Annotated in this window: 20 protein-coding genes and 1 riboswitch; of the genes, 4 read left to right on the top strand and 16 right to left on the bottom strand. The window is 39.6% G+C overall.

The genetic code is table 11. The annotated features are described in order from the left end of the window. Positions 1–3: 3 nt before the first annotated feature. The 10 genes from FR7_RS05885 to FR7_RS05840 form a co-directional block, all read right to left on the bottom strand. Entirely contained in the window at positions 4–432 is a 429-nt protein-coding gene (locus FR7_RS05885; RefSeq protein WP_007931425.1) for a chemotaxis protein CheW, read from the bottom strand. Continuing rightward, positions 429–3,092: a chemotaxis protein CheA gene (locus tag FR7_RS05880; protein ID WP_237769506.1), complete on the bottom strand. Its 2,664-nt coding sequence runs from the start codon at positions 3,090–3,092 to the stop codon at positions 429–431. The genes FR7_RS05885 and FR7_RS05880 overlap by 4 nt, the downstream gene beginning before the upstream one ends. Then, on the bottom strand, positions 3,061–4,041 hold the full coding sequence (locus FR7_RS05875; protein WP_007931427.1) for a GGDEF domain-containing response regulator: 981 nt from the start codon (positions 4,039–4,041) through the stop codon (positions 3,061–3,063). The genes FR7_RS05880 and FR7_RS05875 overlap by 32 nt, the downstream gene beginning before the upstream one ends. 300 nt (positions 4,042–4,341) lie before the next feature. Next, the gene (locus tag FR7_RS05870; protein ID WP_007931428.1) at positions 4,342–6,048 is read right to left on the bottom strand and encodes a methyl-accepting chemotaxis protein; all 1,707 of its coding nucleotides are present in this window, start codon (positions 6,046–6,048) and stop codon (positions 4,342–4,344) included. Positions 6,049–6,129: 81 nt separating this feature from the next. Further along, positions 6,130–6,215, bottom strand: a riboswitch (cyclic di-GMP riboswitch). 73 nt (positions 6,216–6,288) lie between these two features. Beyond that, on the bottom strand, positions 6,289–7,410 hold the full coding sequence (locus tag FR7_RS05865) for a YibE/F family protein (protein WP_007931429.1): 1,122 nt from the start codon (positions 7,408–7,410) through the stop codon (positions 6,289–6,291). 359 nt (positions 7,411–7,769) lie between these two features. Next, positions 7,770–9,458: a methyl-accepting chemotaxis protein gene (locus tag FR7_RS05860; RefSeq protein ID WP_007931430.1), complete on the bottom strand. Its 1,689-nt coding sequence runs from the start codon at positions 9,456–9,458 to the stop codon at positions 7,770–7,772. A gap of 417 nt (positions 9,459–9,875) precedes the next feature. Beyond that, entirely contained in the window at positions 9,876–11,021 is a 1,146-nt protein-coding gene (locus FR7_RS05855) for a tRNA nucleotidyltransferase/poly(A) polymerase-related protein (RefSeq protein WP_007931450.1), read from the bottom strand. A gap of 215 nt (positions 11,022–11,236) precedes the next feature. Then, positions 11,237–12,691, bottom strand: coding sequence for a DEAD/DEAH box helicase (locus tag FR7_RS05850; protein WP_007931451.1), 1,455 nt, complete (start codon positions 12,689–12,691; stop codon positions 11,237–11,239). 126 nt (positions 12,692–12,817) lie between these two features. Further along, a complete protein-coding gene (modA, locus tag FR7_RS05845) occupies positions 12,818–13,621 on the bottom strand; it encodes a molybdate ABC transporter substrate-binding protein (RefSeq protein ID WP_007931452.1) in 804 nt (267 codons plus the stop codon). A gap of 67 nt (positions 13,622–13,688) precedes the next feature. Next, a complete protein-coding gene (locus tag FR7_RS05840) occupies positions 13,689–14,498 on the bottom strand; it encodes a beta/alpha barrel domain-containing protein (RefSeq protein WP_007931454.1) in 810 nt (269 codons plus the stop codon). A gap of 160 nt (positions 14,499–14,658) precedes the next feature. On the opposite strand from FR7_RS05840, the gene FR7_RS05835 reads away from it, so the two are divergent. The 4 genes from FR7_RS05835 (at position 14,659) to FR7_RS05820 (ending at position 18,316) form a co-directional block, all read left to right on the top strand. Then, complete coding sequence (locus FR7_RS05835; protein ID WP_007931456.1) at positions 14,659–15,594, top strand: substrate-binding domain-containing protein; 936 nt, start codon at positions 14,659–14,661, stop codon at positions 15,592–15,594. Positions 15,595–15,972: 378 nt separating this feature from the next. After that, complete coding sequence (gene modA / locus FR7_RS05830) at positions 15,973–16,776, top strand: molybdate ABC transporter substrate-binding protein (protein WP_007931469.1); 804 nt, start codon at positions 15,973–15,975, stop codon at positions 16,774–16,776. Between the two features lie 150 nt (positions 16,777–16,926). After that, positions 16,927–17,595 carry a molybdate ABC transporter permease subunit gene (gene modB / locus FR7_RS05825; protein ID WP_007931471.1) on the top strand — a complete coding sequence of 223 codons (669 nt, stop codon included), beginning with the start codon at positions 16,927–16,929 and terminating at the stop codon, positions 17,593–17,595. 16 nt (positions 17,596–17,611) lie between these two features. Beyond that, positions 17,612–18,316, top strand: a complete 705-nt coding sequence (locus FR7_RS05820; RefSeq protein WP_007931473.1) for an ATP-binding cassette domain-containing protein — start codon at positions 17,612–17,614, stop codon at positions 18,314–18,316. A 118-nt stretch (positions 18,317–18,434) separates the two neighbouring features. On the opposite strand, the gene FR7_RS05815 is transcribed toward FR7_RS05820, so the two are convergent. The 6 genes from FR7_RS05815 to FR7_RS05790 all read right to left on the bottom strand — a co-directional run bounded on the left by FR7_RS05815 (position 18,435) and on the right by FR7_RS05790 (position 23,417). Next, positions 18,435–18,638, bottom strand: a complete 204-nt coding sequence (locus FR7_RS05815; protein ID WP_007931475.1) for a TOBE domain-containing protein — start codon at positions 18,636–18,638, stop codon at positions 18,435–18,437. 155 nt (positions 18,639–18,793) lie between these two features. Next, positions 18,794–19,813, bottom strand: a complete 1,020-nt coding sequence (locus tag FR7_RS05810) for an ATP-binding cassette domain-containing protein (protein WP_007931477.1) — start codon at positions 19,811–19,813, stop codon at positions 18,794–18,796. Positions 19,814–19,862: 49 nt separating this feature from the next. Then, positions 19,863–20,549, bottom strand: a complete 687-nt coding sequence (locus tag FR7_RS05805; protein ID WP_007931478.1) for a GTP-binding protein — start codon at positions 20,547–20,549, stop codon at positions 19,863–19,865. After that, positions 20,540–21,778, bottom strand: coding sequence for an ABC transporter substrate-binding protein (locus FR7_RS05800; protein WP_007931480.1), 1,239 nt, complete (start codon positions 21,776–21,778; stop codon positions 20,540–20,542). The genes FR7_RS05805 and FR7_RS05800 overlap by 10 nt, the downstream gene beginning before the upstream one ends. Positions 21,779–22,170: 392 nt before the next feature. Next, positions 22,171–22,704: a pyridoxamine 5'-phosphate oxidase family protein gene (locus tag FR7_RS05795; protein ID WP_007931482.1), complete on the bottom strand. Its 534-nt coding sequence runs from the start codon at positions 22,702–22,704 to the stop codon at positions 22,171–22,173. Then, the gene (locus FR7_RS05790) at positions 22,704–23,417 is read right to left on the bottom strand and encodes a type 1 glutamine amidotransferase (protein WP_007931483.1); all 714 of its coding nucleotides are present in this window, start codon (positions 23,415–23,417) and stop codon (positions 22,704–22,706) included. The genes FR7_RS05795 and FR7_RS05790 overlap by 1 nt, the downstream gene beginning before the upstream one ends. Positions 23,418–23,439: the final 22 nt, after the last annotated feature.

Genomic DNA, 23,439 nt, shown 5'->3' with positions numbered 1-23,439 from the left:
CATTTATATCGCATCAAATATTTTATTTATATCTAACATTAAAATCATTTCTTTATTATACTTTACTATTTCCGATATAAATCGTCCTTGCAGATTTTTTATATTTGCTGGCGGCAATTCGCACATATCGGGTGTTATATCAATTACTTCTGCCAGTTTATCAATGAAAAACCCTATATGATCTCCCTGAAAAAGCCCTTTTAGAATTATGCATTTTGTTTGCTTATCTTCTTGTTTCTGATTTAAATGTAATATCTGGGCTAAGTCAAATAAAGTCACTACTTGTCCACGCAAATTCAGAAGACCTACTACGTGGGATGCCCCCCCTGGGACAGTCGTATACTTGACATTTCGATTAATTTCTTTAGCAAAAACTATATCAATGCCACACAAACTGCCGCCAAGATAGAAGGTTAAAATTTTTCCTGTCATGAGAATTCTCCTCTTAAAACTTGCACATCTGCCTTATCAAATTTCAATTGGGCATACTGCTCCGGAACACTCATCTCAACGATTTCATGCAAATCCACTAACAGCACGATTTTTTCATTGATGATCGTGGATCCTAATAGTCCTTTTCCTTGGATATCCCCTTTTACCATCAAGGAATCTACTTGTACTGTATCCTTTATTGCTCTTACCAGAAGACCTAATGAAAGGTTATTCCCTTTAGGTGTAATCACATACATTTTCTCACCTGATTGTTCTTTAGAAGCAACTGGCAGATACTGTTCCAATCGGATTAATTGGATGATATCGCCTTGAGAATTATAGTATTGTTTATTCCCAACCTCTTCGATCTGGTGAGGGCTGATTTCGTTAACCCTTGCGATCATGGACAAATGCAGGCCAAGTATCTCCGGTCCGGAACATTGAAATAGCAATAAATCCTGCATCTCTTGTATTTGGTTCTCTAATGATACCATTTCCGATTGAGAACTTTCCACCCCTTCTTCGGAAAACACTAAATTCCCCATACTGGCAATCCCGTCAATATCCAGAACCATGGCAATACTGCCATCACCTAAGATCGTTACTCCTGAGTACACTTTTACTTCTTTTAAATGATTAGGCATGGGCTTTACTAAAAGTTCTTCCTGACCATGAATGGCATCAACAATGATACCAAAGGTTCTTTTGGCAATTTTTATAATCAGAATTCGTGTAATAGGGCTTGTTACTTCGAAGTTTTTTTCCAAACTAATTACATCCGCAAGATGAACAATGGGAACCAATTTCCCACGCAGCTGCAGTACTCTTCGCCCTTGAATCCACTGCAATCTCCCTGCCTCTTTTCCATCTACGATTCGCACAATTTCCTGTAAATGAGTCTGAGGCAAAGCAAAATTATACTTGCCAACTGCTAAAATGAGAGAAGGTATAATCGCTAAGGTTAACGGCAGCAGCAAACGAAAGGTCGTTCCTTTTCCTTTTAAGGTATGCAGCTCTACAATACCGCCAAACTTTTCAATATTCGATCGGACCACATCCAAACCTACGCCCCGGCCTGAAATATCACTTACCTGAGAGACGGTTGAAAAACCTGGTGAGAAGACTAATTCTGCCATTTTACCTTCACTGATATCCATTGCTTCATCTTGTCCAATCAGCCCTTTTTGCAAAGCTTGCTGCTTAACCTTCTCTATATCAATTCCTGCTCCATCATCCATGATATCGATAATCACTCGACCGCCTTCGTGCCGAGCTTTTATCTCGATCATTGCAGTAGGATCTTTCCCTGAAGCCTTTCGCATCTCAGGCTTTTCTATACCATGATCTAATGCATTACGTATCAGATGGGTAAATGGATCGATCAATCCTTCCAGAATGGATTTATCCATTTCCACTTCCTTTCCTTCCATTTTTAGTGTAAGGCTTTTCCCCAATTTCTTTGACAGATCACGTACTAAACGTGGAATGGAATGAAATAAAATGGAAATGGGCTGCATCCGCGTACGCATAATCTTTTCTTGCATTTCGGTGGTGGTATGATCAATCTTTTGTAAAACAGCGCGAATACCCGGTATCCCATCCACATGTGATTCTAATAATCGCAGCAATTGGTTTCTTGCCAGTACCATTTCACTAGACAAATTTACTAAATTATTAAGTAAAGCAACATCCACTTTAATCCGTTCTTCAACCAAATCATTTTTAATTCTTTCTTCCGAAAGATCTAAAGCCCTCTGCTTAGTATTAAGCAATTTCTCTTCTTTAGGATCAGCTGATTTGTCTTCTGTTTCCGATAATAGTTGAAAAATTTCTGCACTTTGAGTGGAAATGGAAAGTTCCTCAATCTCTCTTGGGTTGGCACCAATTGCCATTACTGCCAGTTCTTTTTCCAGCACAGTACTAAACAAAAATACTATTTCTTGCCCCGAAAAATTCTCTTCTGTTACAAAATTCTTGTTTCGAATATAACAGTTCAAGATGGTTCCAATGGACTGAATACTCTTTGACATATTGATAGAAAATCGCTCTACATCAATCTGTTGAGAATCAAGTGCATGTACATATTTATATATTTTATGGCCTTTCTTTCCCAATTCACTAATCATCTTGTTATCGGCATCATCTTTGTGCTTCTTTGCTGCTTTTTGGGGTATTTCAGGTATGAAGGTCTCATCCCCATCATCTAATGGTTCAATCAGCTGAGCTTCCTTTCCACTTATATAAATATGCTGCAGCCTTTTTACCAAAGAAGCAATGTCTCGTTCTTCACTTATAGTGATATGATCTAATAGTTCCCGCAGCTCATCATTAGCCATTAATAATGCATCTACGATGTCAAATGTGAGAGCAAGTTCCCTGCTCCGTATCTTTCCCAGTACACTTTCCATGGCATGCGATAATTCAACGATTTTCTGAAAGCCAAAGAAACCTGCTGTCCCTTTAATATTATGGGCCGAGCGAAAAATTGCATTGATCACATTTTCATCATACTCTTTTTGTTCAAAGGACAGCAGTCCTGACTCTATCTTTTCTACATGTTCTTTTGCCTCTACAACAAATTCCTGAATCAGTTTTTCATCCTTCAGCATGCTACCACCTCTTCCTAAGTCAAACAGCAATCCATCTATTTCTGCCTTCACGTTTCGCCCGATATAACGCATCATCAGCTTTCTTAATCAACATTTCATAAGAGGAATCAGGATCTGGCATCATTGTGGCAACGCCTAAACTAATCGTAACATAGGAACTAATTGCAGAAGCACTATGAGGTATCTGCAGTTCTTCAACAGCTAACCTGATTTTTTCGGCAATCTTTTGTCCTCCAGCATAATCGGCAGCATACAAAACAACTGCAAATTCTTCACCGCCATAACGTGCCTTTATATCTGAATTGCGTTTTACACTATGATCCAATACTGCTGCAACCTTTTTTAGGCATTCATCTCCTGCCAGATGTCCATAGGTATCATTATAAAGCTTGAAATAGTCTACATCAATCATGATAAACGTCATTATTTTTTTCTCTCGCAATGCGTGCCACCACTCTTTAGCCAAATAGTTTTCCAAACATCGTCTATTGGCAATACCTGTAACTTCATCTTCCATAGAAAGATCTTTTAACTTTCCATTTACAGTCTGTAACTCCCGCATAATATTTTCCATCACTCGTGTAGTCTCGTATAAGGTGGCATTGCGTTGCTCTAATTCATATTGATAACTTAAAATACGGCTGCCAACGGATAATCGGCAACTCAGTTCTCTTGGATCAATTGGCTTAGTCAAAAAATCATCTGCTCCGGCATCAAAGCCAATAACCATATCTTCTATATCGCTTTTTCTTGCTGTCAGCATAATGACATACGTATGGGACGTTTTTGTGCCTTGTTTTATCCTCTTACATAGCTCCACTCCATCTATACCGGGCATAATCCAGTCTAAGAGCACAATAACAGGCTCATTAATAATCTGGAATATCTTCCATCCACTTTCACCATCAGCAGCAAGGATCACTTCATATCCCCATTGCTGTACCATTTCTGAAAGGATGGTGCGAATGCTTTTTTCATCATCAATGATTAATACTTTCATTTGACCTCACCTTATTTTTAAAATTATCCTCGGCTCTATACTCGCAGCTGTCTTACTACTATATAATGATTCGCTTTAATCCGCTAGATCTTATTATGATTTATCTTGCCTTCTACTTTAAAGAGATTTGATCAAAAAATCAAGGGAATCATGCTTTACCATGCAAATCACAAGTGTCCATGAGTAAATAATAAAAACCTTTCTAATATAAAATATCCCCTACAGAGGAGACACTAAAAAAGTCTCCTCTGTAGGGTTTTTTTATGTATTATAGAAAGGTTTTCTATTCAGGTAGATTTTCTACATTCTAAATTGTCTAACAATCCCTTGAAGTTCTTCTGCCATTTTAGCTAATGCTTGGCTGGACGCAGCAATTTCTTCCATAGATGCCGACTGCTCTTCGGTGGCGGCAGACACGATTTGTGTCCTGCCAACCGTTTCTTGACTAATCGTATCAATGTCATGTACCGATTCCACAATCTGTTTACTGCCAGAAGCCATCTCTTCAATAGAAGTTGAAGTCTCTTTTATATGCATCGCTAATTGGTCAATGAGTGCTGATATATCCCTAAAAGCTTGCCCTGCGGTATTAACCACTTGTGCTCCTACATTAACCTCATGGCTGCCTTCCTTCATCGCAACCACTGCTTCTTCGGTATCCGACTGGGTTTCCGTAATTAAATCGGCAATTTTCTTGGCGGCTTCTTGGGACTGCTCTGCCAACTTACGAACTTCCTCAGCAACAACAGCAAAGCCCCTGCCATGTTCACCTGCCCGTGCAGCTTCTATAGCAGCATTTAGCGCTAGAAGATTAGTCTGAGCAGAAATTCCCGATATCGTATCGACAATCTGTCCAATTTCTTTGGATCGTTCTCCCAGTCTCGTCACCACTTGAGCTGACTTAGTCACCGTTTTCTCTACGATTTCCATCTGACTAATTGCCGCATTTACGGCTTGTGTACCATCTTGGGTAGCTTTAGAGGTTTGATCGGATACGCCGCTTATGATTGCTGAATTCTCAGCAACTTTCTCAATGCCTGCAGAAAGCTGCTGCACTACAACAGTCGTAACATTCACTGCACTTGCCTGCTGCTCAGCTCCCTGTGCTACTTCACTAATCGTCGCTGCTACTTGATTCGTAGCTTGAGCCGATTGCTCTGCGCTTGCTGTCAGCTCTTCTGACGAGGCAGCAACTTGCTCAGATGAAGATGCGACCTGGCGCACCAAACGCTGCAAGCTGCCAGCCATGCTATTTAACCCAACCCCAATATCACCAATTTCATCCTGGTCTACCACATTAATATTCTCTACACCAAGATTTCCTTTTTCGATCTCATTTAGAAACATACAAACAGATTTTAACCTTCTGGCAATTGCATTGGATAATCGCCAGCCTAAGAACAAGCAGAGTAGAACAAAAAATCCTGTTAATGTGAAAATAACGATTCCCGCAAATCCAGCATACTCTTGCCCCTTACTATTCGCCTTTTCACTTTTATCTGACATGAAGTCAGCTAACTCCTTAAGAGTCGAATTGACAATTTCCAATTTACTGGCTGCCTGCTGGGTGAAGTAAACATATGCTTCCTGCTTGCGCCCTTGCTGAGATAATTCGATAGCTTTTTGACGCTCTGTTCGATATTGACCGATTGCTTCTTTTAGCACTACTAGCTTTTCTCGTTCGAAGGACCCCAAATTTTGACTTTCATATGCCTTTAATGTTTGGTCTGTTTCTGCCGATAAGGATTTCATCTGCGTGACCAAGGCATCTTCTCTTGCTTTATCGAGATTGCCAAAAATCATTTCCAGGATCATTCCATGGACGGCTCTAAAATTATGTCGCGTTTCATTTAACCTTTTAATCGACAACAGATTTTCACTATACATAATTTTCATTTCATTACTCATCGTGTTGGTATAATAATATCCGATAGAACCAACTAAAAGTGTTGCCATTGATATTATTAAGATAATTGCAAGTATTTTCCCTTTAACCTTTAGCTTCACGCCAACCTCCTAAAATAATACAAATGTAAAAATATAACACCAGGCCAAGACGCACTGGTGCTAATTACAATTCTACATTGAATCGGCAACCTGGCAATCATAGGATATCTTCCCTTAGACCCACGGCTTTGCGTCCTTATCTTTTGATAAGTTTGCCACAATATATTTTTCTACTCAATATTACATTATATTACATAAACTGTCAACATCTCCCATGATTGTTAGCATTAAGGGTATATATCACGACTTTCGACTCAAAAGAAATGCTGTAATAATCGCTGTTAGGGGTATGGAGCAAATAAGCCCTATGCTTCCCGTGAGGGCTCTTGTGATCTCTGTTGCGACAATGTTCAAATTCATAATTCGCATGAATGATACACTATCTTGTGATGCAATCAAAAATATCAGAGGCAAGGAGCTGCCAGTATAAGCCAAAATCAAGGTATTTGCCATCGTTCCCATAACATCACGCCCAACATTGATACCAGAGTTGAATATTTCAGCAAAACCATAATGAGGACAAGACTGCTTGATCTCGTATTGAGTCGACGCAATGGATATGGTAACATCCATAACAGCACCTAATGATCCTAGAATAATGCCTGCAAATAGTACCTCTTGAAAGTTCATAAAGGTGAGAGTCGTCACCTTTAGCATCATTGCTTCTTCACTATCCAGCCCAGTCAGATGCATCCAGGAAATCGAAATAGCAGCCAATACACCAGCGATAAGTACGCCGCCAACGGTTCCTAAAATAGCACCCCAGGTCTTTGCATTCCAGCCGCTAATGGTAATTTGAGTAATGGCTGTAATCACTGCACAAACAAGCATCGTAGCAATGATAAAATTCCAATGATAATTTAGGATTAAAGGAACCATACCTTTAAGAATAACGACCACCGAAAAACAAATAACAAAAATTGTTTTGATACCTATAGTCTTCCCTAGAATTAATAAAGATAAAACAAAGAGGCCAACCAGGACATACGTAGGAAAAAGACGATTATAATCAGCAATATGATACTGTTTTTCATTCTGCACTTCACTTACAGCAAGAATAATTTTATCGCCAGGGCTGGGAATGATGTCAAATAAAGGCTGATTCGTAATATAATTAATGCTTTGTACTTGTTTACCTGACTCCGCTCCTGACGTGAGCAGGACTGTAACTAAACTTTTACTGCTGATACCTACTTTTTTATTGGGTGTGACATCCAAAGATTGTATAGTCAATACTACACCATTTACATACTCAATGGATTCCGCATTACTTCCTGCCCCTAGAACGGGCAGGGTACCAAAAAGTAAACAGGCTATGAAAGCGACTAAAATATAGCTGGGAAAAATGCGTCTTAATTTCATTTAAGATCTCCTTGTTATAAAAAATATAATGTGATAGCCGTACATGAATAGAAGCATAATGTTATCCTGAGAGGCAATTTATGCTTCCACTATTAATTAGAATCACACTCTTACAATCCTAATCTAAGAAATTCGACTACTACCTACATATTTTCCTGCAAACCGGACTAAGCAATAAGAAAAAGACTGACGCCCCCTTTAAAACATAGCCATTTTGAAACACAGTCTCTGTGTTTAACGTTGTCCCTTGAAGCAAATTATACTTTTAGACTATAAGAAAAACTAGGCACCTATTCCTCACGAGAAAGGTACCTAGCTAGGATAAAACCTTATTTAAGAAGTCATTCTCCAATTTTTACTTATAGGCGAAATTGAGAAACAACAACTTGCAATTCGTTTGCCATACTAGCTAAGGCTTGGCTGGAAGATGCAATTTCCTCCATAGAAGCAGATTGTTCTTCTGTTGCCGCCGAAATAGTCTGGGTATCTCCTGCTGTATTACCTGCTATGCTTTTCACACTATCTACAGAAGAAACAACATCACCGCTGGAAATGGAAAGTTTCTCAGCAGCTGTACCAATATCCTGGATCTGACCATTTAACTGTTCAATCATTGTAGTAATAGCATGAAATCGTTCACCAGCACTCGTAATAATCTCTGTGCCTTTGGAGGCTTCAATCGTTCCCTGATTCATGGCTGCTACTGCTTTACCAGTCTCTGCTTGGATGTCACGGATAATGACAGCGATTCTTTGCGCTGCTTCTTGGGACTGCTCAGCTAGCTTTCGTACTTCATCAGCTACCACTGCAAAACCTCGTCCTTGCTCGCCAGCTCTGGCTGCCTCTATAGCAGCATTAAGCGCCAATAAGTTGGTCTGCCCGGCAATGCCGCTGATGACATCGACAATTTCACCAATCTGCTGCGAACTTATCCCTAATTGCTGTACGACTTGTGCGGATTGGGCAACGGACTCTTCAATGATCTGCATTTGTTTCGTTGCCAGGTTCACTGCCTCTCCACCATCACTTGCCACCTGAGCCGTTTCCTCTGATTTTGCAGATATCTGATTGGCATTGTTGGCAATATGAGTAATGGCTGATGCCATATCCCCTACGACTGAAACCGTTTGGTCTACTGTCACCAGTTGGCTGGATGCACCGCTGGCTACATTCGTAACCGTTTCAGCAACTTGACCTGCCGCTTGAGCGGACTGCTCAGAACTGGCTGTTAATTCTTCACTGGCTGCTGCTACTTGCTCAGCAGATTTCGACACCTGTCCTACCACATTGCGCAGATTATCAGTCATAGCCGTAAATGCTTGAACCATATCGCCAATCTCATCTTTGGCAGTATATTGAATATTAACCACTCGCAAATCACCGCTGGCGATACTTTGGGCTGATGCAGCTACTTTCCCAAGAGGTTTGGAAATACGCCGTGCCAAAAAGATCGCCAAAATGCAAGCCAAGATTAAGATAATTACATCTAAAATTCCAAGCAGCATCTGCATGTTTTCTGTTGCATCAATATTTTGTTGTATTCTAAGATCCATTCGTTCGGTTAAAAACTTTACGGTATCAATCATGTTTTTTTCAGCGGCTTGGATTTTTGCTCCTGAAGCAGCTACTGCTTTTAAGGCTTCCTCTTGACCTAATGTCTTACGAGCATTAATTCCTTGATCAGAAACCTTATGATATTCAGCTAGTGCTGCCCTAAGAGCAGCTACCTGTTCTTTGCCTTCAGGTGTAATTAACTTCTTTTCCAGGCTAACCAAAGTTGCCTCCATATTTTTTCTAGAGGTTTCATACCCTTGAATATATGTAGGATTCATCGTTAAAATATATCCTCGAACTTGGGATGATTGAACATTTAATTCAATATTAAGATCCTTAACCTCAACTACTAAAGGAACGCTTCGCTTTAGCACATTATCATAGCCATCTTTCACATTGTTAATTTCATAATATGTATACACGTTAAGCCCTGTAAAAGCTATAACGATCATGATACATACAAATAGTATTTGCTTGCTAATTGATATCCGCATAAAATTCTCCCACCTTATCCCTTTAATAAATTTGTTAAAAATGACTTTTAGCTTGTCAAAGATTCTCTGCTTTGCCAATGCTTTTATATTAATGTAACACAATTTGCTTATGTTACATCAAATAAGAGTATTAAAGCCAAATACGTTTAGATAATCTTAAAAACATTACACAATTTGAGAAACTACTTGTTTTTTTAAATTCAAGTTGGTACATTATGTAATATTCCCGGGAAATCAATCCATTTTTTCAAAATATTACGTGGCAGAAGAAGGAAAACGCCAAAAAATGACGTAATGTATTAAAAATAGACAACATCAAGGTAACATAAGCAAATTGTGTTACCTTGATGTTGTCTATTTCATTGAGTTTCGGTATAACGCAGCCATTTATCTACGTTTTTTATGAATGTAGATTTATTATGAACTGCTGTTCAATTGTTTGGTGATAGCCTCAATATGTTTTTTTCGCAGCCATTCACCAATTTCTTTCCCCTGTAAGGTTTTAGGGACACTCTCCCCTTGAGGCAAGACCATTGCAGCTTTTAGCGGCCCCAATGTTAAGACTTTTATCTTGGCCGCTGTAATAATAAGATCTAATTCTTCAATTTGGAGAGAACCACGCCTTAACTTTCCAATCGTATCTACGATTTTCTCAGGAGTGGGTTCTTCTAAAAAGTCTGTGATTTGATTCACTTTAAGGGCCGCATCCAGCCAATCGCCAGGCAAAGTCATTCTCTGATTCCATTGTGCTAAACGCATTTGATCCATCACTAAACCCAGGGACGCAAATCGTAATTTAGAGCTTGCTGTAGCTTTTGCCACTAAATTAAGCCCAGCCATTGCCTTTTCAAAATCGTCTATAGGCAACTCTGCGATTTCTTGAAAGGTAACCGCCAATAACTGCGTCTCTGCCAGAACTTTAAAAAATCGCCCTGGTTCGGATGCTTCTGCTAAAACCTTGCCCAATTCCACAAGCATCCGTTCCACAGGCTCGTGAATCAGCTCTTCCTTGACATCCCTGGCAAGAAGCAATGTAGCTGGATCTATTGAAAAATCAAACCGAGCGGATTGACCAGCAAGACGCAGAGCTCGCATTGGGTCATCGGAGAAATGCTGACTAGTCGCTCGTAATACCTTAGCCCTTATATCTTCTCGCCCTTGGAAAGGATCAATAATTTCTCCTGTTAAGCTATCTTGCGCCATGGAATTAACAGTAGTATCTCGTCTAAAAAGATCTTCCTCAATGGTGATCTTTGGCTTGGCTGATACTCTAAACCCTTTATAACCACTGCCGACTTTCCACTCGGTTCTAGCAAAGGCGACTTCACGCTTTATACCGTCTATCGCCAGGCGAAAAACCGGAAACGACTTACCACATTCTTCCGCCTTGGGAAATAGCATTTTAAAATTTTTCTTAACCATACCAACGACACTGAAATCAATATCTTTCGGTGTGACGCCCATAAAGCTGTCCCGGACGCAACCACCGACTCTAAATACACGCCCGCCATTCTCTGCAATGATTTGAGCGAACTCTCTCTCAGTTAATACGTTATCACTCATAATGTCTTCTTTCTCCTTTTATCTCCCCCGAAAATGTTGACACGTCCTTTTAAAACATATAAAACCAATCGAACCACAAAGGCGCAAAGTACACAAAGGATCTATTTACAATGCATTTTTCACGTTTTTTTGTCAATTGCGAGCATAGCAAAGCAATCTCCTGCTTGCCAAAGATTGCTTCACTTTGTTCGCAAATGACAGATTTAAGCGCCCTATTACATTCTCGAAAAGTTCACTTTCTTTGTGGTATATATTTTCCCCTTTATTTTTGTACTTTGAAGCGCCTCTATTACAAGGTCGCCTTTATCGGCGAGAATTTCAACGTAGGAGCAGGTATCTTGAACATCGATAATGCCAATATCATTGCCATTAACTCCTGGAATGGCAGTGATAGCTCCCAGTATATCTCCCGGGCGCATCTTCCCTTTTTTTCCGGCATTGATCCGAATTCTCGTAATCTGTCTATTTAACTTTTCACTTTTATCTATTTTTAGTGCAGGCTCCATTCCATCATAGATACTCGAACTTAGCTGTCCTTCTTCTATTTCTGACATCGTTGGCAATTCTTTTTTGGGTATCTTATACTGAACATATTCCTCTATTCTCTGCAAATCCCTATATTCCATTCTCGTTACAAAAGTAATAGCTGTGCCTACATTTCCAGCCCTTCCTGTCCTGCCAATTCGATGTATGTAGCTTTCATTATCTAGTGGCATATCATAATTAACCACAAGGGATATATCATCAATATGGATACCTCTTGCCGCCACATCCGTCGCAATCAAAAACTGAAACTCCCCTCTTTTAAAACTTTGAATGGATTCCAAACGATCTCTTTGCTCCATGCCGCCATGCAAGCTGCCGCAAGAGCAGCCTTTCTCTTTCATCTTTGTCAACAGCATTTCCACCTTGTCTCTTGTATTGCAAAAGAGAATACAGGTGCCCGGTCTTTCTATCTGCAGCACTTGCGTAATCAAAGTCAACTTTTCATTTTCTTCTACGTCATAATAGCATTGTTCAATGTTCTGTAAACTAGGATTCTCTGAATCAATTTCTACTTTTATCGGATTCTTCATATATTGACTGCATATTTCCTGGATCTTTTCTGGCATAGTAGCAGAAAATAACATGGTAACCCTATCGTCGGGCAACATTTTTATGACAGCTTCCATCTGCTCAATAAAGCCCATATCCAGCATTTTATCTGCTTCATCAATAATCAGGTACTGCACTTCTTCTACATTCATACTTTTTCTTTCCAGATGATCTAAGGTTCTCCCGGGAGTCCCAACGATCACATGCACTCTTTGCTTCAGTTCCCTTTTTTGTATTTCCATTGACTGCCTGCCAACAACAGCAGCACACCTGATTCTTTTAAACCTGCCGATATTGGCAATATCCTGTTTTACCTGTACTGCCAATTCTCGTGTTGGCGTAAGAACCAGCACTTGGGGATTTTTTTGCTCTACTCTTATTTTTTCACAAATCGGGATAGCAAAAGCAGCTGTCTTACCGCTGCCCGTTTGGGATCTCACTATAATATCTTTCTGGGCAAGAGCCAATGGTATGACTTCTTCCTGAACCTTAGTAAGTATCTCGTACCCTAATTCCTCTAATGCCTGTGCTATTTCTTTACTAAGAGCAAACCTGTCCACGCTTTGTTCGTCCATATGATTTTAAAACCTCATTTTTTTGAATTATCGTATCTATCTTATCTATCATAGCATAGCTTTGAGTAATATAGAAAATGATCCCTACAAGTGGGGATCATTTTAATGCTATTTATATGATTATCTTTACTGCATCTCTTGGAAACCATATTTAGTAAACACTGCCATTCCATCCGAACTCGTCAGATATTGTAAAAATGCTTCTGCTTCTTTAGGATGCTTAGCACTGCTCACGACAGCACCTAGAAATATGATTGGCTCATGGGTATTCGCTGGCGCTATGGCAGCAACTTTTACTTTATCACTTGCAGCCGCCACGGTAGAAAAGACAATCCCGGCTTCTACATTCCCTGTCTCCACATAAGTCAATACACTATGAATATCTTTAGGCATTACAGCTTTTTCTCGTACAGTTTCCCATACTTGTAATTTTTCCAGTACCTGTTTGGCATATTCACCCGCTGGTACTGTCTCTGGCACACCCATGCCAAAACGAGTAACACTTGCGTTAGTCAAATCTTGAAAGCTATGCAACTCCAGTTGAGAAGTCTTAGGTACAATCAATACCAATTGGTTTCCGACCAAATTCTTGCGCGTAGCAGGAATAATTAGATTCTTTTTTTGCAATTCATCCATTTGTTTACTAGCAGCGGAAATAAATAAATCCGCTGGTGCCCCTTGCTCGATTTGAGTTTGTAATGCCCCTGAAGACGCCAAGTTAAATACAATTTTAACAGAATGATCCGCTTCATATTTCTTTTGAATTTCCCCTAGGGCATCTTTAAGGCCCATAGCCGCCGATACATTTATTTCTGCTGGCTGAACTGAGGGAACTGCAGCCGGCTGTACATTCCCGCACCCTGCAACAAAAGAAAGTACCATAAAACATACAATTAGACATACTATAGCATGTAGTCTATATATCGACATCATGTATTCCTCCTTATTCATTGAGCGCTTAAATACAAGTTAAAAGTCTAAATTTGAGATGGATGTATTAAAGACGTTCTATCTTGCATGTGAAATCCAATGGAGCAGCATATAAGACAGAACTTAAAACAATGATATCCACAAACTTTGCAAATTCTTTAACCCGGGAGGCTTGAATCCCACCAGCGACGCCGACTTTTAGCCGACTATTCAAACGTTTAAGTTTTTGTACTACGATTTGCAGGCTCTCTGGTTCAAAATGATCCAGCAATATAACATCCGCAAAACTAGCACATTGATACGCTTCTTCTTCATTACGCGGTTCAATTTCAATTTTATGATGAAATGATTTTATATCAATTGGTAATTTCCCTAATACTTTCAAATGATTTTGGGTAATGAGTACCGTATCGCTCAATGAATTGCGGTGATATAATCCTCCCCCATCCTCAACTGCTTCAATTTCTTCTTGCCGCATGCCCAGGTGTGCTTTTCGGCAGGCAACGACGATTTCAATTTCTGGATTGATTTCCTTCGCTGCCGCAACAATTTTCCGTGTTTCTGTCGCAATCGCACAAAGAGCTGTAAGATAGGTTTGGCTGATCCGCCACATTTTAAAAAGCACTTTTAAATCACCAATTACCTCAATTATCGTGTCCCCTGATTTTAGCAAGTCCCGGGATTTTTGCCAGAACAGCACCACTAGCTTTTGGGCTTCAAAAAATTCTTTTAGACGCAATATGCCAGTAACAACCGCCTCCTCCCTAGTGACGAATTTTAATCGTCCCTGCCCTTGGATTCCTAATAGCTCAGTAGTAATGTCCGCATAGGGACAATCTTCCTCTAAACCACGCTCTAATGGATAGATTTTCATCATTTATTCCTCCTTATAAATTTTTATAATTAGTGCAAAATATTTTAGAAGCTATCTTTCTTTTTATAAAGGGTCATGAATTTACAGATTGTCCGTTGTTAAATCATTGAAAATAAGATATGCTGTAAACATTAAATTCAAGTAACCTATGAGGTGATAGTAAATGGCAAATACGATAGCTTACACCCCGGAAGAAGTTGCTAAAATACTTAAAATTTCACGTTTCACTGTTTATGAATTCATCAAACGCGGCGAATTGACTGCTTATCATATAGGCCGTAAATTACGCATAGAAGCAGCAGATCTGGAAAAATACATGAACAATGCAAAAGGTACAAATAGTATAGCTGCACCGCCTGCCGCTCAAACTGCCAATGTCTCTTTAGCCGCTCAAGATGGTTTAATCATTTATGGACAGGATGCTGTTCTAGACGTGCTAACACGTCATTTAGAAAAACAGATGCCTCAAGTTCGTTCTTTGCGCTGCTTTAATGGTAGTATGGATGGCTTGATTGCCTTATACCGCGGTACAGCTAATTTGATTACTACTCACCTTTGGGATGGAGATACTGGAGAATATAACACCCCCTATGTTCGTCATTTGCTGCCAGGTCAAAGAGCACTTATTATTAATTTAGTCTATCGCTATGAAGGGTTTTATGTAGCTCCTGGCAATCCAAAGAATATAAAGAATTGGCCAGATTTACTGCGATCAGATATTCGCTTCATCAATAGAGAACGAGGCTCTGGTGCCAGGGTATTGCTTGATGAAAAGTTTCAGCAACTCAAACTTGATCCTAGAGCCATTCCAAACTATAGCCAGGAAGAAACCAGTCATCTTGCTATCGCCAGCGCAGTTGCCCGAGGTGATGCTGATGTTGGGTTAGGTATTGAAAAGGCAGCGATGCAGGTACAGAATGTTGAATTTATTCCATTGCAAAAAGAACGTTATGATTTAGTTATGTTACGGCATGATTTAGAGAAACCTCACTTCCAAGCCTTGATGTCAATATTGCGTTCTCCTATATTCCGCAATGAAATCGCAGGTATGGGTGGCTATGATGTATCCCAGATGGGCGATATAATGGCAGAACTTTAATATTCTATTTTTATCATAAAAGAAGTACCGGCTGCGAACATGATCATGTTCAGCCGGTACTTCTTTGTACACAGAATTGGTTGTATTTCAACCAAACAATACTATATTAAACTTAAACCAATTATACATTGCTGCTATATATCTTTCAACCCCTTTCTAATATAAAAACAAAGACTTTTATATTGACTCTGGTATCATTTTGTAGTATTTTAGTTATAAAGTCATTATTATTTTACATAAATATTATTATCTGCAGCCTTTGTTTTATTTAATATAAAGATACGATGTTGTATCAACTAATCTAGTTCTGTTGGGGCTAAGTTAGTTGTTTTTTTATAGAATGAATTATTCAAATTAAAAATCGGGGAGGAAAATTCATTGAAAAAACGTTTATTATTATTTTTAATGGCAGCCTTATTAATATTAGCTGCCATAACTACAGGATGCAGTGGTGAAAAACCAGCAACTCCAGCCACACCACCAGAAAAAGTTGAGCTAAACGTCTCTGCCGCAGTCAGTTTAAAGGATGCTCTTGCTGAAATCCAAAAGAACTATGAAACAAAAAATGTCAATGTTAAGCTGGTCTATAATCTTGGAGCCTCAGGTGCTTTACAAAAGCAAATCGAACAAGGTGCTCCCGCTGACATTTTTATTTCCGCAGCACCAAAACAGATGAATGACTTAGAAGAAAAAAACCTGGTAAATAAGGCTACACGTAAAAACTTAGTAGAGAACAAACTCGTTGTGATTGTTCCTACAGCCTCTACCCTCAACATCACAAAATATGAAGATTTAACAAAGGATGATGTTCAAAAAGTAAGTATTGGTGAAACAGGATCGGTACCAGCAGGACAATATGCACAGGAAGTTCTAAAGAAATTGGGAATCTGGGATAAAATACAAAGCAAAGCGGTTCTTGCCAAAGATGTTCGTACCGTCTTAACCTATGTGGAGACAGGCAACGTAGAAGCGGGTATCGTTTATAAAACAGATGCTGCATCCAGTGACAAAGTGAAAATCGCAGCTACTGCACCAGAAGGATCTCACCAGCCAATTCTTTATCCAGCGGCAGTTTTATCAGGAACCAAGCAAGAAAAAGCAGCTGCTGATTTTCTTGCCTACTTAAGCACTCCTGAATGCAAAGCTATTTTTGAAAAATACGGTTTTACCATGAGTAAATAATCAGTTCAAACGCACTAACGATTAGCCGTCAGGATATTGTGAATAAGAAATTGCGCAAAGAGCGATAGTATCTTTCACTTTCCAGATATAAGCAGTCCTTAGTGCGTTTTATATCATACAAATTTAACAAGATGGTGCAGGTGAAAACGTATGGTCGAATGGCAGCCCGTTATTCTTTCAATCAAGGTTGCATCTATTTCAGTGCTCTTTGTATTTTTTCTTGGCGTATTATCGGCTTATGTCATGCGCAGCACCGATATTCCAGGCAAAGCAGCTCTCGAATCTTTTTTTACTCTTCCCTTGGTTTTACCTCCTGTCGTCATTGGATTTTTACTGTTAATCTTAGTTGGTAAACAAGGACCCGTCGGAATTCTTCTAACGAAATATTTTGACATGCAGATTATTTTTACTCAATCTGCAGCTGTTCTGGCAGGTACTGTTGTATCCTTTCCGTTAATGTACCAGAGTACTAAGGCAGCCTTTGAAAGTATCGATAAGACACTAGAAGATGCTGCCCGCACCTTAGGAGCTAGCGAATGGCGGGTATTTTGGACAGTTACCATGCCCTTATCCTGGCCGGGGCTGGTGTCCGGTTTGGTACTATCCTTTGCAAGAACCTTGGGAGAATTTGGCGCTACCATTATGATTGCCGGTAATATCCCCGGCAAGACACAAACTATTCCATTGGCAATTTATTTTGCCACAGAATCAAATGACTTAATAACAGCAGGGATGTATGTAATCATTATCAGCGTAATCACCTTTTCTATTATTTTCGGATTAAACCATTGGAAAGGAAAAAACATTACTTTGCACTAAAAGGAAGGAGCACATCATGCTAACAGTAGATATCAAAAAAAAATTATCTGATTTTACTCTGAATATCTCCTTTACTGCTCCAAATAAAACAATTGTTTTATTTGGTCCTTCCGGCTGTGGTAAAACAACCATCTTGCGCTGTATTGCAGGTTTACTGAAACCCGATGAAGGCAGTATTGTTTCTAATGATACTGTTTTTTATTCTTCTACGAAAGCAATTCATTTACCACCTAAAAAGAGAAATGTCAGCTATATGTTTCAGGACTTCGCACTGTTTCCCCATATGAATGTTAAGCATAATATTTGGTATGGAGTAAAAACTCCCAGCCAAGAGGCCAATGAATTATACGAAAAGTTGATTACTTTATTAAAAATCGAACATCTCCCCCACCGCTCCATAAGCCAATTATCTGGCGGTGAAAAACAACGGGTGGCTATGGCTCGTGCATTAATGGCTGAACCTCAGATCCTTTTGCTCGACGAACCCTTATCTGCTCTAGATGCCCAAAGTCGCTACGAATTACAGGATGAGCTAAAAAGACTGCAGGAAATCTGGAACATTCCCTTCGTCCTTGTCACCCATTCACCAGAAGAAGCCCAGGCAATAGGCAGTGAAGTCTTATTTCTCCACCAAGGACAGCAAGTATCTGAGCCGCCACCTTCCTGGAATATGAATGGAAACGGCAAAACGACAAGAAGTTCTTTTCAATACTTTTATTAGTAAAAAAGATGTTTTATAATCCGTTGCATCTTTTTATCTTTAACAAAACAGTGCCACCATCAATATTGATGGCGGCACTGTTATTTTTTATATCCATTTCTTCTTATCTGTAAGGGTATTACTTGATGATCATAACTTCCGTGGATTTAATTAATGCCGTTACTTCATCACCCACTTTTAATCCCAAATCATCGATGGAATCCACAGTAATCGTAGAGACAATTTCGTCACCTTTATAGTCAACCACAACTTTAGCCATTACAGCGCCTTTAACCACTTCTTTAACAATGCCTTGCAATTTGTTTCTGCCGCTAATTTTCATAATAATATCTCCTCTCTTAATATGTACTTACCTGAAAATGACAGGCTTTCTTATTCCAAATTCTAGCATTATTCTACATCATATTCAACATAAATATACCTAAAAAAAGGTATTTATTTGCTTTTATTACAACTATTTTCTCACCATTATTATTATCAGATTATTTCTTCCAACGCCATTGGAATTTCATCAATATGTCCACCACTGCGCAACACTTCTCGAATGGCTAACATCTTACGGTCGATTGCCGTTAACAGGATTAAATTCCCACGCTCTTTTTCAGACGTTAAAATAACCTTACTGATCCCCCCATTCTTAATCACAATCCGTTTATCCCCCATTAATGCCAATATCGGGTCATGAGTTGCCATCAATACGATTTTTTGCTTATCAATTAGCAGCCGCAGAGCATTTTGACGATCAATACCAGCATTTTCGATTTCGTCAATCAGCACAATGGGGGACGAGCTTAAATAGGCTGTATCGGCAATCATTAAAGCCCGGGACTGGCCTCCGCTTAAGGAGGTAACAGGTGTATCGGGGTTAAATTGTTCTCCGGCCAATTCGTTGGCCTTAGCGATAATATGACTGGTCACTTCTTCTATATTCTCCAGCATTCTGCTTTCTGCATGCATACTGACAAATTCTTCTACAGATAGATCCATAATAAAGTTCATATTCTGAGAAAGCTGAGCCACCAGCTTATGTTCAACAGAAAATCGGCACCTCATATCAGGCAGCTGTCCATTAATCAATATTTTGCGATTGGTTGGTGTATCCTGCTGCGCTACCCATTCAATATCAGCAAGTAATCGGCTCTTGCCGGAACCAGTAGGTCCCACAATACAGACAATTTCTCCCGCATGGATCGTTAATTCTATGTCTTCGGCTTTTCCCTGCTTGTCCTTGCCGCCTATAATCGTAATGGATTCAATTTTGACCTTATCTTCTTTTAATTTTTCCATTTGCAGCATAAAAGAAAGAAACTGCTCTAAAAACTCTTGCCGGCCAATCCCTAAATCTTGCAATGTATCTTCCTCGATTGCAGCGAAATATGCTCCAACAGAAGACTCCTCACTTTGCTCTAGATTCGGCAGCGACGAAAAAAAATCGGCTGCATAGGGATACGAACTAAATAATTGCTTTATTGTCATTACAGACAAGCTATCCCACATGGCATTTCCACCTTCCTAATAACCCTACTTACTATGATGTGATCTGCTTCTAGCTAAGATCCATTTTGCGAACATTTCCCATTTGAAAGTTTTGCCCGATACGAGTTTGTCCTAAGCAATAGGAACAAGTAGCTGCCGGCATGGAAAAACGCAAATGATAATCAGTAAGACTATCCACACTTTGCGCTCCTTTAAAGAGCTGGCCAACTTCCCTGGCACCCTGACCAGTAATACCATTTACATGAACAATGATTGCACTTGGGTTTGCCTGCTTCACTCGAAAAGCAAAGACCTCCCGCTCCGCTTGGGAAACAATATCCCCCTTCGTTATAATGACGATATCGGCCAATTTCAGCATAGGCCCCACTTTTCTTGGAGTATTCACACCGCTCAAATTGTCAATTACACAAACTGCCATGACATCACGAATATGAGGAGAACACCGATTGCACAAACCAGCACTCTCCGTAATTAACATATCCAAATTATTTTTTTGCGACCATAGTAAGCAATCCTGAACATTACTCACAAAAAAATGGTCTGGACAAAGATTTCCCGACAGACCAATCTTTGCCTCGATGCCTTTTTTTTGATAGAGAATCTGATCCTGGGTAGACAAACAATCAAACTTGATCACACCTACCCTCAGCGTTTCTTCCTGAAGAGTTTCAATGATCTTTAACATAACGGAAGTTTTACCCGCCGAGGGTGGTCCGGCAACCGTAATCAGCTGCATACTTCTTTTCCTCCCCCGCGATATACCCGCATAAAGGTATCATTCATGGTTTCCACAAGGTATTTCATATCATTATTTTTAATAAAATCCCAGCCCAGCCATTTTAATTTCACATGTTCAGGAAGGTTCATCTTCACATCCCGATGGGTGGCCGGAAAATACGCTTCTGCACAAATCCGTGCAATTTCCGGACCTGTCAGATACTCCGCTAATTCTTGCAATTCCTGCATCTTATCCGCTTTAATCAGCACAGATATCGGATAGATTAAGACTCCGTCTTCGGGCCATAGGATTTTTATATGAGCAGACTCCTTCATGGTTTTGTAAAAAAAGTAAGGCATAATATGAATCGGCGGTACATCTTTACGGCTGCTGGTAAGCTCTTTTACCATTTGTGCCGGATGGAGTCCATACTTTACAGACCGTCCTAATTGCTCCACTCCCGCTGCTCCATAATCTTTATAATAATTAAGCTGTACAACATCACAAAAAATATCACCATGCCCGCGCATCACTACTTTGTTTTCATACTCAGGTTTTAATAAATCCCCCCAGGTCTTAGGCATAGGAATGTTTCCTAAGCGATTCTGATCCACTACCATAACAAGAACATTGGCTCCAATCACTGTAAAATGCCCATCAGGATCAATGATACCAGCCTCAGCCAGACGAGAATTTACGGGACGATTGATCACGTCAGCAAAGATTCCTTTGGCAACAAAGCGATCCATGAAGTTTTTATAAAAAAAACCGTAGCCGGCAGTCATGATAATATCAGGAATTTCATCTGCCTCTTCAAAATGCTCCAGATAATCCTCATAATCCAAATGATCATTGAAAAAAGATTCGATGCAGTAATTCAAGGGCAGATTTTTTTCTTCACGCAAATAGTCCAGAAATAATTTTAATTCCCCTTGCATGGGAACTTTTAATGGGCAAGGCAATAGGGACAGCATATTTAAGTGGTTTGTGTCATTTTCAAGCACTGTCGTTTGTAAGTTCTTATATCTGTCTGTTTCTGCAATTTTTCCTTGCAGCAGTTTCATAAAAGATTCTTCATTTATATTTTTACTTTTTAATGCCGTTTTTAATTTTAGGACTACTCCCAGCTGCTGTATTACCGTATCATCGGCAAAAATAGCAAAGCCATTATTAATGAAGACCTCACGCGTTTCAGGATAGTTCTTAATAATTTCACCAATTGTCATCGTCAGTTGTATTTGCTCCATATCCTTCCCTCCCTTTTACTGCCTGGTCATTTACAGAATATCCGTTTTTATCGTTTTTAATTACTAACTTTTTTCTCTTACCTAAAATTAAAACCGGTTCCAGAGTGCATCAGCACATCCGACCGGTACGTCATTGTACACAAAGGATGATTTTAGTTTATTTTCATTATACCCATATGTTTCATCGCTTTCAATCTATTTATTTACATAGAGAAGCCAACATCCTGCTGCACAGCAAAATGTTGGCTTCTATGTAAACTAAAAAAAAGATCAATATTTTTAACCGCAGAGGCGCAGAGAACACAGAGGAGAAATAAATCGGATTAAAAAATCCCCCTCAGCGTACTCTGCGCCTCTGCGATTACTGACAGTAGCAAAGAATTTATCATGAATCACTGCTCTTTTTGGTTAAACAATTGATCCGCTTCCACCGCGTTTTCTTTCGCCGTCATTTCCTGTGGCGTTAGCCGATAAACTGCAACCCCATTCCCATCCATTCCCGAGCGGTATTTCTCAATCAAATTGCTGGTTAAGGGATGGCTATAATATTCAGGCATGAATTTTTCAAGCAATTCCTGAAGAACCGCAGCAGCCTCTTCATAATCAGTCACCTTTTCAGCCTTACCGAAAATCATAACACTCATATAGGATGTATCGGCATGACAGGGAACCGGATCGGTTACTGTTCCATGTTCTTTATATATAGTGAAACAAACAGGAGGACTTTGAGAAAGGATCTCTACCTTTTTCCCTGAACCCATACCATGAAAGTAAATAGAACCGTTGTGCCATACATAATTTACCGGAACGGCATAGGGCAAACTATCGCTTACCATTCCAAGTACGCCCACTCTTTCTTGCAAAAGAAATGTTTCAATTTTATTTTGATCTGTACAATTTCTCTTGGTATAACTAACCTGATGCATCAAAGTTCCTCCTCTCTATACATTTTTTCCAGCTGTGTAAGAAACTGATTCATCCACCTATTGTTTTGTTCGATATATTCAGGGTGAGCTAGGAGCTCTTCCGGCGTCTGCACATAAAGATCCGGTACCATTTCGTCGCGGCAATTTTCTACAAGACCTTCTATAATGGACAATGTGTTCTCCATATGATATTGAAATCCAAACACTCTTTTTTTATAAATGAAGGCCTGATGCCTGCAGGCTTGACTTTGGGCGATACACTCTGCATCTTCCGGCAGAACACTGAAAGTATCCCCATGCCACTGAAAAACAATCGGCTGCTCAGGGAAAAAAGAAAATAAAGGTGATAGCCTTGCCTTCTCACTTAATTGGAGAGGAAGCCAGCCAATTTCCTTATAAGGGTTTTGCGTTACTTTGCCGCCTATCACGTCGGCAATCAATTGGCCTCCCAGACATAGACCAATAATTACTTTACCAGATGCAATAGCTTCTCGGATGAACGCCTTTTCAGCGGCAAGCCAGGGATATTTCTCTTCTTCATAAATATTCATTGGACCACCCATGACCACAAGCCAATCAAAATCCTGCTGTTTTGGCAATGAGGCATTTTGATATAATTGTGTATTGGTTATAACATGGTCATTTTCCTTTGCCCATGTTAAAATGCTGCCGGGATTTTCAAATGGGACATGCTGCAAATAATGGAGTCTCATGCTTGTTTCTATCCTTTCATAA

This window comes from Pelosinus fermentans DSM 17108 (genome assembly GCF_000271485.2).
Classification (GTDB): Bacteria; Bacillota; Negativicutes; order DSM-13327; family DSM-13327; genus Pelosinus; species Pelosinus fermentans.
This window is presented reverse-complemented; position numbering and strand designations above follow the sequence as displayed.

Excerpts from the sequence above, each read along its gene's own strand:
- FR7_RS05790 (WP_007931483.1), bottom strand. The coding sequence starts at position 23,417 with ATGAGACTCCATTATTTGCAGCATGTCCCATTTGAAAATCCCGGCAGC.
- FR7_RS05835 (WP_007931456.1), top strand. The coding sequence starts at position 14,659 with ATGGCAAATACGATAGCTTACACCCCGGAAGAAGTTGCTAAAATACTT.
- FR7_RS05875 (WP_007931427.1), bottom strand. The coding sequence starts at position 4,041 with ATGAAAGTATTAATCATTGATGATGAAAAAAGCATTCGCACCATCCTT.
- FR7_RS05805 (WP_007931478.1), bottom strand. The coding sequence starts at position 20,549 with ATGCAGCTGATTACGGTTGCCGGACCACCCTCGGCGGGTAAAACTTCC.
- FR7_RS05860 (WP_007931430.1), bottom strand. The coding sequence starts at position 9,458 with ATGCGGATATCAATTAGCAAGCAAATACTATTTGTATGTATCATGATC.
- FR7_RS05865 (WP_007931429.1), bottom strand. The coding sequence starts at position 7,410 with ATGAAATTAAGACGCATTTTTCCCAGCTATATTTTAGTCGCTTTCATA.
- FR7_RS05810 (WP_007931477.1), bottom strand. The coding sequence starts at position 19,813 with ATGTGGGATAGCTTGTCTGTAATGACAATAAAGCAATTATTTAGTTCG.
- FR7_RS05820 (WP_007931473.1), top strand. The coding sequence starts at position 17,612 with ATGCTAACAGTAGATATCAAAAAAAAATTATCTGATTTTACTCTGAAT.
- FR7_RS05855 (WP_007931450.1), bottom strand. The coding sequence starts at position 11,021 with ATGAGTGATAACGTATTAACTGAGAGAGAGTTCGCTCAAATCATTGCA.
- FR7_RS05795 (WP_007931482.1), bottom strand. The coding sequence starts at position 22,704 with ATGCATCAGGTTAGTTATACCAAGAGAAATTGTACAGATCAAAATAAA.
- modB (WP_007931471.1), top strand. The coding sequence starts at position 16,927 with ATGGTCGAATGGCAGCCCGTTATTCTTTCAATCAAGGTTGCATCTATT.
- FR7_RS05850 (WP_007931451.1), bottom strand. The coding sequence starts at position 12,691 with ATGGACGAACAAAGCGTGGACAGGTTTGCTCTTAGTAAAGAAATAGCA.
- modA (WP_007931452.1), bottom strand. The coding sequence starts at position 13,621 with ATGTCGATATATAGACTACATGCTATAGTATGTCTAATTGTATGTTTT.
- FR7_RS05885 (WP_007931425.1), bottom strand. The coding sequence starts at position 432 with ATGACAGGAAAAATTTTAACCTTCTATCTTGGCGGCAGTTTGTGTGGC.
- FR7_RS05815 (WP_007931475.1), bottom strand. The coding sequence starts at position 18,638 with ATGAAAATTAGCGGCAGAAACAAATTGCAAGGCATTGTTAAAGAAGTG.
- FR7_RS05840 (WP_007931454.1), bottom strand. The coding sequence starts at position 14,498 with ATGATGAAAATCTATCCATTAGAGCGTGGTTTAGAGGAAGATTGTCCC.
- FR7_RS05800 (WP_007931480.1), bottom strand. The coding sequence starts at position 21,778 with ATGGAGCAAATACAACTGACGATGACAATTGGTGAAATTATTAAGAAC.